Source organism: Sporosarcina sp. FSL K6-3508 (assembly GCF_038615825.1).
Lineage (GTDB): Bacteria > Bacillota > Bacilli > Bacillales_A > Planococcaceae > Sporosarcina > Sporosarcina newyorkensis.
Map to the genome: position 1 here is coordinate 1,427,183 of NZ_CP152016.1, position 14,844 is coordinate 1,442,026.

The following is a 14,844-nucleotide window of genomic DNA, read 5'->3' on the forward strand; positions in this document are numbered from 1 at the left end:
GAAAATCCGTCCGCTGACATAGTGTCAGCAGACGGATTTTTTAATCTTGAATCGGACGTTTTTGTTCGTCCAATGTAAAGCCTTCTCCCATCACGTCATGAACTTCCATTAACGATACAAAGGCTTCAGGATCGACAGAGTTGATGATGTTTTTCAGTCGGATCATTTCGTTTTTCCCAACTACACAGTAAAGGATTTCACGGTCTTCCTTTGAAAAATGTCCATATCCTTTAAATACCGTCACGCCTCTGCCCATGACAGTGCCAATCATTTCCGCCATTTCATCTGGATAATTCGTGACGATAAATGCCCCTCTCGCCGAGTAAGCACCTTCCTGCACGAAGTCAATGACCCGGGCGCCGACAAATAAAGCGACCAACGTATACATCATGGAACGATAATCCAAATAAACCGCCCAGCTCAGTAAAATAACAACTGCATCAAATGCAAACATCGTTTTTCCCATTGTGATGCCGAACTTCTTATGAGCGAGCCGTGCAATGATGTCCGAGCCGCCAGTCGTACCGCCGCTTCTAAAGATAATACCGAGGCCGACACCGATAAAAACACCGGCGAATAAAGAAACAAGAAACAAATCGCCCTCCATATGAATCTGCATTTGATACTTCATGAAAATTTTGATGAATACCGAAACAGCAACCGTTCCAATTACCGTATATTTGAAAGATCTTCTACCGAGCATCTTCCACCCAAGAAAAAACATCGGAATATTTAGCACCAAGTTCATTAGAGCAGGATCCCATTGAAACGCAAATAGCAAAATCAGTGTAATCCCAGTGAATCCACCTTCCGCCAATTCATGCTGAATCGTGAAGTTGACGAGCCCAAAACTAAAAATGGCTGCACCAAGTAAGATTAACAATATATTGCGAATACGGATGCCAGAAAACAACGACAACACTCCTTCTATGCAAATATAATTTCCCATTTAACATAATCAAGGATTGACAGTACAATTCTATTTAACTCCTCGATATGCAGGACCTAAGCACAAATCACGCGCCTGCTCACATAGTAATCTTTCCCCGCGATTTGACCAATATAGACAGTATGTGCTAAATATTTTATTTTGACAATAGTGAGTAGAATGCATACGATAGAAAGGGGAGTTGATATAGTAATGGAACCATCCAAATCAATGGTACAATTACAACAAGATGTTGATGCATACATAACAAGTTTTAAAGAAGGCTATTTTCCTCCAATGGAACTAATGGCAAGATTGACGGAAGAGCTAGGCGAATTATCTCGTGAAGTTCAAGATCGCTATGGTATGAAGAAGAAAAAATCTTCGGAAGCCGTACGGACACTTGAAGAAGAAACAGGCGACCTATTGTTTGTCCTGATTTGCTTCGCTAACTCGCAAAACATAGATTTAACGGAAGCACTTGAAAATGTACTGACGAAATTCAACACTCGAGATGCGAATCGATGGACGAAAAAGGAGGAAATGGAATGACGATTAAATTAGCGATAGCTGGCGCACGCGGACGAATGGGTGGCACAGCAGTTCTGGCCGCGAATGAAGCAGCTGATATAGAAGTGGTGGCAGCACTCGACTACAAATATGATGGCCAATTTTTACATAATGAAACGGTAACAGAAATGGAAGATGGGATACCGATTTATACATCACTAACTGCATTAAAAGCAGCACATAATCCCGATATCTTGCTCGACGTCACGGATCCAGATGCTGTTTTCGTAAACGCAAGTGAGGCATTAACACTCGGCATGCATGTCGTCATCGGGACGTCTGGCCTGACAGCGGAAATGTTAACGGATTTAGAGAGACTTTCGAAGGAACGGCAGAAAAGCTGTATCATTGCGCCGAACTTTTCGATCGGTGCTGTATTGATGATGAAATTTGCCCAGCAGGCAGCCCGCTATTTAGGCGACATCGAAATACTCGAAATGCATCACGACCGTAAACTGGATTCTCCGTCCGGCACAGCAGTCAAAACAGCCGAGATGATTCGGGAGGTGCGTGCAGCGCATATTCAAGGGCATCCTGAAGAGCAGGAAACGATTCCGGGAGCTAGAGGCGCAGATATAGAAGGAATGAAAATCCATAGTATCCGACTTCCCGGGCTGCTTGCGCATCAAGAAGTATTACTTGGAGGAGAAGGCGAACTGCTGAAGATTCGTCATGATTCATTCGATCGGAAATCATTCATGCCAGGGATTTTGCTGGCTATTCGTGAAGCAGTCTCGACAACACAGTTCGTTTACGGACTAGAAAAGATTATCGACTAAACTTCGGCAGTGAGGCGGTTGAACGTATGCAACAACAAAGAAGATTAAAAGTAGGCGTGATTTGTTATCCCTCATTAGGTGGTTCGGGAGTGGTGGCAACAGAACTTGGGAAGAAAATGGCAGATAAAGGTCATGAAATGCACTATATAACATCCAGCAAGCCTTTCCGTTTTCTGGATGCCCATCCGAATATCCAATTTCATGAAGTGAAAATTGAAGGGTATGCTGTGTTTAAGTATCCACCCTATGATATCGCGCTCGCTAACCGCATTGCGCAGGTTATTCAAACTGAAGGGCTTGACTTACTGCACGTTCATTATGCCGTACCACATGCGATTTCCGCAGTTTTGGCTAAAGATATGGCAGACTCGGCGATCGGAATCATCACGACACTTCATGGGACGGATGTCACCATTTTAGGTTATGACCCCGCGCTGAAAAACACATTATCATATGGAATCAATAAATCAGATCGAGTCACAGCAGTTTCAGATTCACTAAAAAACGAAACGATTGAACTGCTGCATCCGACGACAGAAATCGAAACGATCTATAATTTTATCGACGAAGAAAAATATTTTCCGCATGAAACGGTATACCTGCGCGAAGAGCTTGGGATTGCGCCGGATGAAAAAATATTGATTCATATTTCGAACTTCAGGAAAGTGAAGTGTATTCCCGACATCATTGAAAGCTTTGAATTAATCCGCCGGAAGCATAACGTCAAATTGCTGTTAGTTGGCGAGGGACCAGAAAAATTTGAGTTGGAGCAGTATGTGCAGAAGGCTGGACTTCAGGAAGACATTTTATTCTTAGGTAAACGGGACGACCTGCCAGAGCTGCTGTCGGTGAGCGATGTCATGTTGCTGCTATCAGAAAAGGAAGCGTTCGGGCTTGTCTTACTCGAAGCTTTCGCGTGCAGAGTCCCTGCCGTTGCAACGGCAATCGGCGGCATACCGGAAGTGGTGGAAGACGGTTATAATGGTTTTCTTGTCGAATTGGGTGATGTACAAGCGGTTGCGGAGAAAGTTTCTCAGCTTTTAACGGACGATCAACTGTATAAGCAAATGCAGGAAAACGCGGAACTGACTGTGCAACAACATTTTAGTTCAGAATACATCGTTTCACAATACGAAGCGTTATATTATGAAGTGGCGGAGATGAAATGACAACTTCTTTTGGTTCACTTGCGAGTCGTGAAGTGGTTCAGCAATTACAATCGGCGGGCTACGAAGCTGTATTTGTCGGAGGAGCAGTGCGAGATTTTGCGTTAGGCAAGGAGCCTACCGATATCGATATCGCAACGTCTGCTACGCCTGAACAAGTCAAAGAGGTATTTGACCATACAATCGATATAGGCATCGCACATGGAACGGTGTTAGTTCTCATGATGGATGAACCGATTGAAGTCACTACCTTTCGGACGGAAGGTACTTATAGCGACCATCGGAGACCCGACGAAGTCTTTTATGTCACTTCACTGAAAGAAGACTTACAACGTCGTGATTTTACGATTAATGCGCTGGCAATGACGCTGGAAGGTGAAATGGTCGATTTATTCGGAGGGCTTGACGACCTGGAGAAGCGCTTGATCCGCTCTGTAGGTTGTCCGGCTGAACGATTTAGCGAGGATGCATTGAGAATTTTTCGGGCATTACGCTTTTCGTCTGTTTTGGATTTCCGAATCGAGGAAAAGACTTTGGAAGCGATGAAAAAGCTGGCACATGAATTGAGTCATATCGCCATGGAGCGCATCAAAGTAGAAATGGATAAATTATTGCAAGGGAAAAACTCTTCGATCGCTTTCCAATACAGCAGGGAAATCGGATTGCCGACGCTTTTCCCAAAATTATTTTCTTCTTTTGCTCAGCTGGATTCGTTCACACCTTTTTTGAATGCACGTCATGGCTGGGCTGCGATGCTCTTGCTCAGTAATGTTTCGTCGGCAGAGTTCGCGAGGAAATTTAAACTTTCGAACGAAGAGAAACGTTTTCTAAAGCAAATAGAGGAAGCATCTGCCATCCGGGTCGATCATTCGTTCCAAGATCTCGAACTTTATCGATATCCTTTGGAAGTGCTTGACATTGGTGAAAGAATCCATAATGCTCAATTTCCAGATGAAACGACACGGACTCTCGAACAATTAGCCGAACGGAAAAACAATTTACCGATCAAGCAGCGTTCAGAGCTTGCGTTCACCGGCAATGACCTGCTCGTTTGGTTGGGGCGGCGTGGCGGGAAGTGGACGAGCGAATGGATTGGAAAGATTGAGGAAGCAGTTGTGGAAAGAAGAGTTGAAAACGACGCAAAGGCGATAAAGGAATGGTTTTTATATGAAATTTTCCGTGAAGAATGAACTGTTGAAGAGACTGTTTGCTGCGCAGGGAAAACCGGTGTCCGGACAAGATATTGCCGATGAATTCGGTCTTTCTCGCACCGCAATTTGGAAATACATTAAAGAATTAGAAGAAGAGGGCTATGAAATTGGCTCGTTGCGTAAAAAAGGCTATTATTTAATTGAAATTCCTGACATTGTCAATCAGGCCAATATTCACGAGCATTTAGAAACGAAAACATACGGTCAGACGATCCATTATTTTAAAACCTGTCCAACGACCCAGAAAATTGCCCACGAAGAAGCACAAAACGGTGTAGAGGACGGGACGTTGATCATTTCGGAAGAACAGACAGCGGGGAAAGGCCGACTTGCTAGACCTTGGACGTCAAATGCAGGACGAGGCATTTGGATGAGTCTGATCATCCGACCGAATCTTGCGCCTCAACAAGCTCCGCAGCTTACTCTTGTGGCTGCTGTCGCGATTGTGCGTGCGATTGAAGACATAACCGATATCCATCCGGTCATTAAGTGGCCAAATGATATTCTGATCAACAATAAAAAAGTGACGGGCATTTTGACGGAGCTGCAAGCTGACCCAGACCGTATAAAAGCTGTTATTCTTGGCATGGGCATTAACGTTAACCAAGAGCTGACGGATTTCCCGGAAGAGTTGCAATCGATTGCTACTTCATTGAAAATTGAAAAAGGCGAAGAAGTTGATCGGGCAAAACTGGTGGCCAAAATCTTGGAGTACTTGGAGCAATACACATCACTTTATGTGGAGAAAGGTTTTGCTCCTATAAAACTATTGTGGGAAAGCTATGCCTCGATAACAGGCAAGCGTGTCCGGGCCAATATGGTGAACGAAACTGTTGAAGGCGTGGCACTTGGTATTTCGGCAGAAGGAATGTTGGAGCTACAACTGGCTGACGGATCGGTCCGGGGAATTTACTCTGCCGATATTGAAGTGAAAAATTAAAACTATACAGAATCTTACTGTTTTGATATAGTATACATCGAAGGGCGGTATCATTGAAGAGCTGCACCTGTTTTGAAAATGAAATAGTGATGAGATCTGCCTTGATCTGCAAAGACAGGGACGGAGGACGCAATTTATGTACGCTTACGCAACCCTTCTGTCCAATTTTGGATCAGCAGGGTTTTATTTTTGTTTTAAAGATAAATAGCCCCCGCTGAAATTCGTTAAAAGGAGAAGATGAACAGTGAAATCAACAACGGATTTTTCAAAGATGAAAGTCGCTGGTGAAAAGATCAGCATGCTGACGGCTTATGATTTTCCAACAGCACAAATCGCAGAACAAGCGGGGGTCGATGTACTTCTCGTCGGCGATTCTCTTGGGATGGTCGTATTGGGCTATGATTCTACAGCACTTGTGACGTTAGAAGAAATGATTCATCACGGAAAAGCGGTTAGACGAGGCGCTAAAGAAACATTTGTTATTGTCGATATGCCGTTCGGTACGTATCACGGATCGGAGGATACTACATTACAGCATGCACTGCGCTTATTCCAAGAAACAGCTGCGAACGCGCTAAAGGTAGAAGGCAGCGGTGCAGTAGTTGATAAAATCAATTTACTGACGTCTGCTGGAATTCCGGTCTGTGGGCACTTGGGGCTCCTTCCTCAGTCGGCAGGTGTTACTGGCGGATATAGAGTACAGGGCAAGACAGCTGCAGCAGCGAAACAATTGATCGAGGATGCAAAAGCATGTGAAGCGGCTGGTGCGTTCATGATTGTCTTGGAATGCATTCCTTTCCAACTGGCAAAAGAAGTGGCGCAGGCCGTTTCGATTCCGATCATCGGTATCGGGGCCGGTGCAGATACCGATGGACAAGTACTTGTGTTCCATGACATGGTTCGCTATGGTAATCACAAATTGCCGAAGTTTGTAGAAAGCTATGCCGATGTAGGTAAAGATATCGAAGGAGCAATAAAGCTCTATAATATGGCCGTGAAAGAGGGGTCATTCCCTTCCGAAAGCCATCGCTTCACGATGAAAGAAGAAGAACTCGATGCTTTATACGGAGGTAAAAAGTTATGAATGCGGCTGGTACGATGCGAATCGTCCGCACGGTGAATGAGCTGCAAGCTATAGTGAACCCAAAACAGCGCAATGGCCGTACAGTTGGTTTTGTGCCAACGATGGGTTTTCTTCATGAAGGTCATCTGACGCTGGTGGAACATGCGAGAAGAGATCATGATATCGTCGTCATGAGTATTTTCGTCAACCCGGCGCAATTTGGTCCTGGTGAAGATTATGAAGCTTATCCACGTAACGAGCCACGTGATGCGGAACTTGCATCTGCAGCTGGCGTCGATTATTTATTTATCCCATCTGTAGAAGAAATGTATCCTAATAAAAGCACGATTCGTATCCTTCCTGGAGAGCAAGCGACGCGTCTATGCGGTGCATCCAGACCCGGCCATTTCGACGGCGTGTTGAAAGTGTTGTTGAAACTATTTAATATCATTGATCCGGATGAATCGTATTTCGGAATGAAAGATGCGCAGCAGTTGGCGATCATTGAAACGTTCGTGCGTGATTTTAATTTACGGACGGTGATCTCTCGTGTTCCCACGGTACGGGAAGAAGACGGGCTTGCGAAAAGCTCCCGAAATGTTCGTTTGACAGAACAGGAGCGGAGTGAAGCAAGCGCGATTTATAAAGCATTAAGTCTTGGAAAGAAAAGTTACTATGACGGAGTACCATTGCAAGAAGTTGAAAAGATCATTCGGACGGCTATTGAAAAAGACACGTCAGGAACGATCGACTATGTGACCGCGCTAGCTTACCCTTCATTGGATGAAAATTTCAGTGAAGCGGAGGAAGTTATTATCGCGGTAGCTGTGAAATTCACTTCAACGCGATTAATAGATAATATTATTATGTCAACCATAAAGGATGAGAAAAATGATTAGAACGATGATGAACGGAAAAATCCACCGCGCAACTGTTACGGAAGCCAATCTGAATTATGTGGGCAGCATTACCATCGATGCAGCATTACTCGAAGCCGCCGGCATGTTGCCGAATGAAAAAGTGCAGATCGTCAATAATAATAATGGTGCACGCTTTGAAACGTATATTATCGAAGGGGAACGAGACAGTGGTGTGATCTGTGTCAACGGAGCGGCAGCGCGTCTCGTGCAGCCGGGAGATATTGTCATCATCTTGAATTATGTCTATTTATCTGATGAAGAAGCACGCGTACATCAGCCGAATGTCCTAATTATGGATGAAAATAATCGCATAAAAGAGCTGATTACCGAGAAGCCTGGCGTCGCTCTTCTCTAGAAATACAAAAAGGGAACTTATTTGAGAAACTTCAAATGGGTTCTCTTCTTTTTGGGTAGGGGAAGACGTGAGTAGCTGATCCAAGTATGATACAATTTGCTAGAGAAACCAATACAGGAAGTTGATGATGGTATGTCTACAAGCAAATATGCAGTTGTTGATCTGGAAACAACGGGTCACTCACCTTCAAAAGGCGACCGGATCATTCAAATTGCTATAGTCTTTATTGAAAACAATCAAATTATCGATACATATATGCGTTATGTTCATCCGCAACGCACCATTCCTCCATTCATCCATCAACTGACTTCAATCGGTGATGAAGATGTAGCGGACGCGCCTCCTTTTGAAGAGATTGCCGAGGAGGTGGCGTATATGCTTGCGGGGTGTGTGTTTGTTGCACATAATACCGACTTTGATGTTTCCTTCTTACAAAAAGAACTCGTGCGCTGCGGGGTATCGAAGTGGCAGGGTAAGAAAATCGATACGGTGGAGCTTGCGAAGATTTTATATCCGACATTGCCGGGATATCGATTGCAGGATATTGCGGAAGCTCTGAACATACCACTGCACCAAGCACATCGAGCAGACGATGATGCAAAAGCTACTGCAGAATTCTTTTTAAAAGCATTGGCTAAGATCCATGATTTGCCGAAAGAAACGCTCGGTCGGCTGCATGAACGTTCATTTGCAATGAAATCAGATCTGTCGACATTGTTTTATGAAGGACTGCGCTCTGTACAAAGCAAAGAAACTGCTAAAGAGTATTCATTGTTTCGTGGGATTCCTTATCGGAAAGAACAGGAGATGGCACCATGTCCTACTGAGCTGCCGACATTTCCTTCGAGTGACGAAACAAAAGAACAATTTTTACAGAAGATCAATGCCAAGTATCATGTGAGAAGAGGTCAAGCCGAATTAATGGATTTGACATGGCAGGCTTTTGTAGAGAAGAAACAAGTAGCTGTCGAGATTCCGACAGGTGTTGGAAAAACAATGGGCTATTTGATCCCTTCAATTATTCAGGCGTCTGCTACGAAAAAACCGATCGTCATAAGCACCTACACAAACCATTTGGTCGACATGTTAGCGGAGGAAGTGCAGAATCTTGGGAAAGCGTTGCAAATGAACATTCCGACTACTGTTGTCAAAGGAATGGCGAATTACATTTCATTCGGAAAGTTTGAAGAGTTATTACGTTTCAATGATGAGGTCTATGATGACTCCATAACGATCATGCAAGTGCTGATCTGGCTGACGGAGACGACAACAGGTGATTTGGATGAAGTGAATGTTTCAGGGGGCGGTCAGCTGTTTATAGACCGGATCCGTAAGCGTTCCATGAAGTTGAAGCAGGATGAGCGAGTGGCCGATTTTTATTCGCGGATTTTGGAGCGTTGCCGACATTCGATGCTATTGCTGACGAACCACGCGATGCTGATGAACGACAAAGAGCGACACACGCCCCTGTTCAAGTCGGTGGGAGGACTTGTGATCGATGAGGCACATCAATTGTATCAAGCGGCCATTCGAACGCAAGAGCAAGTTTTCTCCTTTACAAATTGGAAGTACGTGATGAGCCAATTGAATTCATTCAGCAATGGGCAATTGCTTTTTGATATACAAGAGATCCTGACGCGTTTTCATTTCAACCATAGGCATTCCACTGAAAAACTGCAGAGTGCGTATGACGCGTTCATGCTTGCTTTTGATGAGTCGATGCTGATCTTGGCGAACACGAAAATGGAGCAGGAGAACCGTCGGACGACACGTTCAGTGAAACCCCTGAAGAAGCGTTTGCTGCAACATGAAAGCTTCCGTGTGGTGCTGCGGAAATTGAATGAGTTTTTGCATGCCGCAGAAAACTATATCAGACCTGTACAGCAGCACGCGAATGAACTGACACTTGACGAACAAGCCGCGCTGAATGAATGGCTGTATTGGTTGGATGAAATGAAAATAAAAGCAGGGGACTGGGTAGAGCTTTTTTTGGAGGATACCGAGTCTCACATGACAATTTGGATGGAAAGAGACAGCAGAAGCTTGCCGGGAAGTTTGCAGATCAAAAAGAGCCCGATTCATGCGGCTTCCGTTGTCCGTTCATTCATTGATCAATTTGAAGGGCAGGCGGGGATTGTCTGGACGTCCGGTACGTTAACAGCAGGTCAGGACGAACGATTTGTGTTGGATCAAATGGGTGTGCCTGAAACGGTTCCGATTTATGTATTTGATGCGCCAAGCGATTTTTATGCAGGGGCGAATACGTTTATTGTGGAGGATATGCCAGATATACAGCAAGTTTCAGACGACGAATACATTGCGGCAGTTGCTGATGCCTTGATTCAGACGGCCGTCGCGATTGATGGACGTGTGTTTGCTCTGTTCCTATCCCACGATATGCTGAAGAAAACATACGAAGAAATCGTGGATAGCGAATCGTTACAGGATGAATATACATTAATAGCGCAAGGTGTAAGTTCAGGCAGTCGGCACAAGCTTCTTAAGACATTCAAACAATCAGAGAAAGCGATTCTGTTTGGAACGACAAGTTTCTGGGAAGGCGTTGATGTTCCGAGTGATGAGCTGTCAGCTGTTGTCGTCGTGAGATTGCCGTTCACCTCTCCTGAAGAACCTCTCTTTAAAGCGCGTTCTGCTGCATTGCAGGCAGAGCAAAAAAATGCATTCACACACCTCGGCTTGCCGGAAGCAATCCTTAGATTCCGACAAGGATTCGGCCGACTGATCCGCTCTTCAGATGAACAAGGATTTTTCATCATCCTAGATCGGCGAATCGATACAAAATCATACGGCAAATCATTCTTGAATGCATTACCACAGTCTCATGTAAAAAAAGTATCGCTAGAGAGTCTGGTGAATGAGATAGAAAATTGTTATACTGATTTATGAAAGTGTAAAGCGCCGTCTAGCCTCGACAGGCGTTGGAGGGCTTAAAAATAAAGGTGCTTCTTACCTTTATTTTAAGTCCGAAACGACCCGAGAGGCTGGCGCTTGAAACTGGATGATGCAAAAGTGTAAAGCGCCGTCTTGCCTGGACAGGCGTTGGAGGGCTTGAAAATAAAGGTGTTTTTTACCTTTAATTTAAGTCCGAAACGACCCGAGAGGCTGGCGCTTAAAGCTAAATGTCTCAAAATTGGTTTTACCAAAATCGAAAGTAGGTTAGAAAATGAATCGAAAAAAATTGGCGGTTCATTCGACAGGAAGGGTTGCTTATGCTCAATTGGATTAAGTTTTTATCCATCTTTTTATTCACCCTTTTTGTAACGATTACGATCATAGTTTTTTATCAAGCTGAAAAGCCATTTGCTTCTACAAGAGATGCAGCGATGGATCTCGTGCTCAGTGAAGGAGCGCTTACGACAGTGGACCGGGCAGATATTTATCATGGCACCGCCGCATTGGTCTCTGTTTATGGTACAGATGAAAAAGGCAAGAACAAAGTAATTTTAGTGGATGAAAAAGCAGGAAAAGTCGTCCGTACGATTACGCCCTCTACAGGCATTACAAAGCAACAAGCCGCAGACATCGTTAAAAAAGAAGATAAGGTCCAAAAGATCCTACACACTTCACTCGGAATGGAAAAAGAAAACCTTTTTTGGGAAGTGACATATCTTGGGGAAGATGACAGTTTGAATTATGTCTATCTTAATTTTAAAGATGGCAAGTGGCAAAAGCGAATTATGCATTTATAGATTACTGTTGAATTAGGATTAAAGGAGAGCGGTCAATTTGAGAAAACAATTAGCATCGAGAGTAAGTACTTTAACACCATCTACAACACTAGCGATTACTGCGAAAGCAAAAGAAATGAAGGCATCCGGCATTGATATCGTCGGACTCGGGGCGGGCGAACCGGACTATAATACGCCTGAAAACATTTTGGAAGCAGCTTATCAATCGATGAAAGATGGCAAGACGAAATATACTCCAGCCGGCGGTCTTCCGGAATTGAAAGATGCGATAATTGGCAAATTGAAAACAGATCAAGGGTTGACGTATGAACGCAATGAAATACTGGTTGGCGTCGGCGCAAAGCATGTACTATTTACCTTGTTTCAAGTGTTGCTGGATAAAGGCGATGAAATTATCATCCCATCACCTTATTGGGTGAGTTACCCAGAACAAGTAAAGTTGGCAGAAGGCGTGCCGGTATTTATTGAGGGGACGGCAGCTGAACAATTCAAAGTGACGGCAGCACAAATTAGCGAAGCGATAACGGAGAAAACCAAAGCCGTCATCATCAATTCACCGGGAAATCCAACAGGCATGATCTACACAAAAGAAGAATTGCAGGCGATCGCGGATGTATGCCGTGAAAAAGACATTTGGATCATTTCGGATGAAATCTATGAAAAACTTGTTTATGATGGCAAGCAGCACGTGTCCATTGCACAATTGACGGAAGACGCAAAAGCGCGTACATTCATCATTAATGGCGTATCGAAGTCCCATTCGATGACGGGCTGGCGCATTGGCTATATCGCGGGTGACGCTAGCGTTGTGGGCGCAATGACGAATTTGGCGAGCCACTCGACTTCAAACCCTGTAACAACATCACAATATGCGGCGATTGAAGCATATAACGGTCCGCAAGATGCAGTCGAAGTCATGCGTACTGCTTTTGAATCCCGTATGAATCAGATTTATCCGAAGCTCTCCGCTATTCCTGGTTTCCATGTGTTGAAACCACAAGGCGCATTCTATTTCTTGCCTGACGTAAAGGAAGCACTGGAGCATACCGGCTTTGCGTCCGTCGACGAATTCGCAAAAGCACTGTTGACAGAAGCAAAAGTAGCGGTAATTCCTGGGTCCGGTTTTGGATCAGATACGACGATTCGGTTATCCTATGCTACATCGATCGATCAGCTTGAAAAAGGCTTGGAACGTATTGAAAAGTTTGTAAAAGATCACTGGAAGGCTTAACCTTCACGCTTTGGATAGTACGGAAGCAAATTTTCATTTGCTGATGAGAGGAAGTTTCATACATGCAACAAGATGAGCGGCTGAAAATTTGGATTGAGCAGGGAAATGTCTCTATTTCCCAGCTCTTTTTTCAACATTATAAACAACTGCTGATTTCAGATAGTGACGCGATGGTGATTTTGCATATTATCGCATTTCAAGGAGAAGGAAAACATTTTCCTACTCCGACCGATATTGCGAACCGTATGCAGCAGCAAGAGAAGGATATAACGGACTCTTTACAACGTTTGATGCAAAAAGGAATTTTTTCGATTGTACAAAGTACGGACGAACATCAAGTTTTGCACGAGCGCTTTTCTTTACTGCCCCTATGGGAACGACTACTAGAAATTATTGCGAAAAATCAGGCGCAGATAACAGAGCAACAGCAACAAAATGATGAAGGAGAAATCTTCTCTTTATTTGAGCAAGAATTCGGACGGTTTCTTTCTCCTATGGAGTGTGAAACAATCGGGATGTGGATTGATAAGGATGGCCACTCGGCTGAAATTATACGCGCCGCATTGAGGGAAGCCGTACTGGCCCAAAAGATGAGCTTACGCTACATCGACCGCATTTTATTTGAATGGAAAAAGAAAAATGTACGAACGATGAAAGATGTCGAAAGGCAAGTTCAATCGTTCCGTCCTGTCGCGTCTGCTACGGTAACACAGCAGATGACAAAAAAATCTATAAAACGTGTACCTTTCTATAATTGGTTGGAAGAACGAGAATAGGGGATACTATGTTAACAAAAACACAATGGCAAGTCTGCCTGCAAGCGTTCGAAGAGATGTTTCCGGATGCTCATTGTGAGCTCGTGCATAAAAATCCGTTCGAGTTACTTATCGCAACGTTATTATCCGCCCAATGCACTGACGTATTGGTGAATCGCGTAACTGCTGATCTATTTCAAAAGTATACGGTCCCGGAAGATTATCTCGGAGTTTCCATTGAGGAATTACAGCAAGACATTCGTTCGATCGGTCTCTACCGCAATAAATCAAAAAATATCCAAGCGCTTAGTGAGATATTGATTGAAGAACATGGCGGGGAAGTGCCGGCGAGTCGCGATGTCATGATGACACTGCCCGGCGTTGGCCGGAAAACTGCAAATGTCGTAGTATCCAACGCGTTCGGCGTCCCAGCCTTAGCGGTGGACACGCATGTGGAACGCGTTGCAAAACGGCTCGGCATGAATCGTTGGAAAGACCGTCCCATCGATGTGGAAGAGAAAATTATGCGTTGGACGCCGATGGAAAAGTGGACGCAGGCGCATCATCAAATCATTTTCTTCGGACGCTATCATTGTAAAGCACAAAATCCAAACTGTCCGGAATGCCCGCTATTGCATTTGTGCAGGGAAGGTCAGAAAAGGATGAAAGCGAAATGAATCATGAAGAACTTAAAGAGTCGGTAAGACAAACACTCGAGTTGTGGAACGAACAGAAGCCGAATCTTGAGAAAGCCTACGCAGTGCGGGATGAAAGCCGCATGTTTTTACTGCAGCCGGCGATTGAACAATTGGAACGGCTAATCGAGCAGAGCGGAACGGAAGAACATCCACATACAAACAGAATTCAGTATGTGTTGGAGCCGAATAATTACACGGAACGCATAGAGTTTATCAAACTTCAAAACACAAGTCATTATGCATTGGTTCAATTGAACATGCTCTACGATGAAGTAAAGAAGAAAGCAGCCCGACTGCGTGTGCGGCGGTAATATATAGGTTCAAAACAAGGAGAAGCTGTCACTGAGGGTCAAAATGACTTTCAGAGACAGCTTTTTTCATTGAATGTAGATACGCACTAAAGTGCCGTTAACGAAACCAACCCGATTTCGTGCCTATATTTCAACACCTTGAAACTGATAAACAGCTTTTCCGACATAAAAAAGAGCCGCCCGAAAAGTCAGGTGAAAATGACTTCT

General features: G+C 44.3%; 15 protein-coding genes. 14 read left to right on the plus strand and 1 reads right to left on the minus strand.

Annotated elements, in window-relative coordinates:
• Positions 1-40: 40 nt before the first annotated feature.
• Complete coding sequence (locus MKX97_RS06675) at positions 41-913, minus strand: YitT family protein (RefSeq protein ID WP_342537222.1); 873 nt, start codon at positions 911-913, stop codon at positions 41-43.
• Between the two features lie 228 nt (positions 914-1,141).
• Here MKX97_RS06675 and MKX97_RS06680 point away from each other — a divergent pair, with 228 nt between their 5' ends.
• From MKX97_RS06680 to MKX97_RS06745, 14 genes are all read left to right on the plus strand, one after another.
• Positions 1,142-1,480, plus strand: a complete 339-nt coding sequence (locus MKX97_RS06680; protein ID WP_040758173.1) for a nucleotide pyrophosphohydrolase — start codon at positions 1,142-1,144, stop codon at positions 1,478-1,480.
• Entirely contained in the window at positions 1,477-2,277 is an 801-nt protein-coding gene (gene dapB, locus MKX97_RS06685; protein WP_221836798.1) for a 4-hydroxy-tetrahydrodipicolinate reductase, read from the plus strand. The genes MKX97_RS06680 and dapB overlap by 4 nt, the downstream gene beginning before the upstream one ends.
• Positions 2,278-2,303: 26 nt before the next feature.
• On the plus strand, positions 2,304-3,446 hold the full coding sequence (gene bshA, locus MKX97_RS06690; protein WP_342537224.1) for an N-acetyl-alpha-D-glucosaminyl L-malate synthase BshA: 1,143 nt from the start codon (positions 2,304-2,306) through the stop codon (positions 3,444-3,446).
• Entirely contained in the window at positions 3,443-4,633 is a 1,191-nt protein-coding gene (locus MKX97_RS06695) for a CCA tRNA nucleotidyltransferase (RefSeq protein WP_009497120.1), read from the plus strand. Before bshA ends, MKX97_RS06695 begins: the two co-directional genes overlap by 4 nt.
• Positions 4,611-5,594 (plus strand): biotin--[acetyl-CoA-carboxylase] ligase, encoded by a 984-nt coding sequence (locus MKX97_RS06700; protein ID WP_340758629.1) that lies wholly within the window; start codon positions 4,611-4,613, stop codon positions 5,592-5,594. The genes MKX97_RS06695 and MKX97_RS06700 overlap by 23 nt, the downstream gene beginning before the upstream one ends.
• A gap of 244 nt (positions 5,595-5,838) precedes the next feature.
• A complete protein-coding gene (gene panB / locus MKX97_RS06705; RefSeq protein ID WP_340758630.1) occupies positions 5,839-6,678 on the plus strand; it encodes a 3-methyl-2-oxobutanoate hydroxymethyltransferase in 840 nt (279 codons plus the stop codon).
• Positions 6,675-7,556, plus strand: a complete 882-nt coding sequence (panC, locus tag MKX97_RS06710) for a pantoate--beta-alanine ligase (protein ID WP_342537225.1) — start codon at positions 6,675-6,677, stop codon at positions 7,554-7,556. Before panB ends, panC begins: the two co-directional genes overlap by 4 nt.
• Positions 7,549-7,932 carry an aspartate 1-decarboxylase gene (panD, locus tag MKX97_RS06715; RefSeq protein ID WP_040758169.1) on the plus strand — a complete coding sequence of 128 codons (384 nt, stop codon included), beginning with the start codon at positions 7,549-7,551 and terminating at the stop codon, positions 7,930-7,932. The genes panC and panD overlap by 8 nt, the downstream gene beginning before the upstream one ends.
• Before the next feature lie 132 nt (positions 7,933-8,064).
• Positions 8,065-10,839, plus strand: a complete 2,775-nt coding sequence (gene dinG / locus MKX97_RS06720; RefSeq protein WP_342537226.1) for an ATP-dependent DNA helicase DinG — start codon at positions 8,065-8,067, stop codon at positions 10,837-10,839.
• 323 nt (positions 10,840-11,162) lie between these two features.
• Positions 11,163-11,642 (plus strand): DUF5590 domain-containing protein, encoded by a 480-nt coding sequence (locus MKX97_RS06725; protein ID WP_009497114.1) that lies wholly within the window; start codon positions 11,163-11,165, stop codon positions 11,640-11,642.
• A gap of 37 nt (positions 11,643-11,679) precedes the next feature.
• A complete protein-coding gene (locus tag MKX97_RS06730) occupies positions 11,680-12,873 on the plus strand; it encodes a pyridoxal phosphate-dependent aminotransferase (RefSeq protein ID WP_342537227.1) in 1,194 nt (397 codons plus the stop codon).
• A 62-nt stretch (positions 12,874-12,935) separates the two neighbouring features.
• Complete coding sequence (locus MKX97_RS06735; RefSeq protein WP_342537228.1) at positions 12,936-13,649, plus strand: DnaD domain-containing protein; 714 nt, start codon at positions 12,936-12,938, stop codon at positions 13,647-13,649.
• A gap of 8 nt (positions 13,650-13,657) precedes the next feature.
• On the plus strand, positions 13,658-14,305 hold the full coding sequence (gene nth, locus MKX97_RS06740; protein WP_340758633.1) for an endonuclease III: 648 nt from the start codon (positions 13,658-13,660) through the stop codon (positions 14,303-14,305).
• Complete coding sequence (locus MKX97_RS06745; protein ID WP_342537229.1) at positions 14,302-14,637, plus strand: YpoC family protein; 336 nt, start codon at positions 14,302-14,304, stop codon at positions 14,635-14,637. The genes nth and MKX97_RS06745 overlap by 4 nt, the downstream gene beginning before the upstream one ends.
• Positions 14,638-14,844: the final 207 nt, after the last annotated feature.

Excerpts from the sequence above, each read along its gene's own strand:
- MKX97_RS06735 (WP_342537228.1), top strand. The coding sequence starts at position 12,936 with ATGCAACAAGATGAGCGGCTGAAAATTTGGATTGAGCAGGGAAATGTC.
- panC (WP_342537225.1), top strand. The coding sequence starts at position 6,675 with ATGAATGCGGCTGGTACGATGCGAATCGTCCGCACGGTGAATGAGCTG.
- MKX97_RS06725 (WP_009497114.1), top strand. The coding sequence starts at position 11,163 with ATGCTCAATTGGATTAAGTTTTTATCCATCTTTTTATTCACCCTTTTT.
- MKX97_RS06680 (WP_040758173.1), top strand. The coding sequence starts at position 1,142 with ATGGAACCATCCAAATCAATGGTACAATTACAACAAGATGTTGATGCA.
- MKX97_RS06745 (WP_342537229.1), top strand. The coding sequence starts at position 14,302 with ATGAATCATGAAGAACTTAAAGAGTCGGTAAGACAAACACTCGAGTTG.
- dapB (WP_221836798.1), top strand. The coding sequence starts at position 1,477 with ATGACGATTAAATTAGCGATAGCTGGCGCACGCGGACGAATGGGTGGC.
- panD (WP_040758169.1), top strand. The coding sequence starts at position 7,549 with ATGATTAGAACGATGATGAACGGAAAAATCCACCGCGCAACTGTTACG.
- MKX97_RS06700 (WP_340758629.1), top strand. The coding sequence starts at position 4,611 with ATGAAATTTTCCGTGAAGAATGAACTGTTGAAGAGACTGTTTGCTGCG.
- dinG (WP_342537226.1), top strand. The coding sequence starts at position 8,065 with ATGTCTACAAGCAAATATGCAGTTGTTGATCTGGAAACAACGGGTCAC.
- MKX97_RS06695 (WP_009497120.1), top strand. The coding sequence starts at position 3,443 with ATGACAACTTCTTTTGGTTCACTTGCGAGTCGTGAAGTGGTTCAGCAA.
- nth (WP_340758633.1), top strand. The coding sequence starts at position 13,658 with ATGTTAACAAAAACACAATGGCAAGTCTGCCTGCAAGCGTTCGAAGAG.
- bshA (WP_342537224.1), top strand. The coding sequence starts at position 2,304 with ATGCAACAACAAAGAAGATTAAAAGTAGGCGTGATTTGTTATCCCTCA.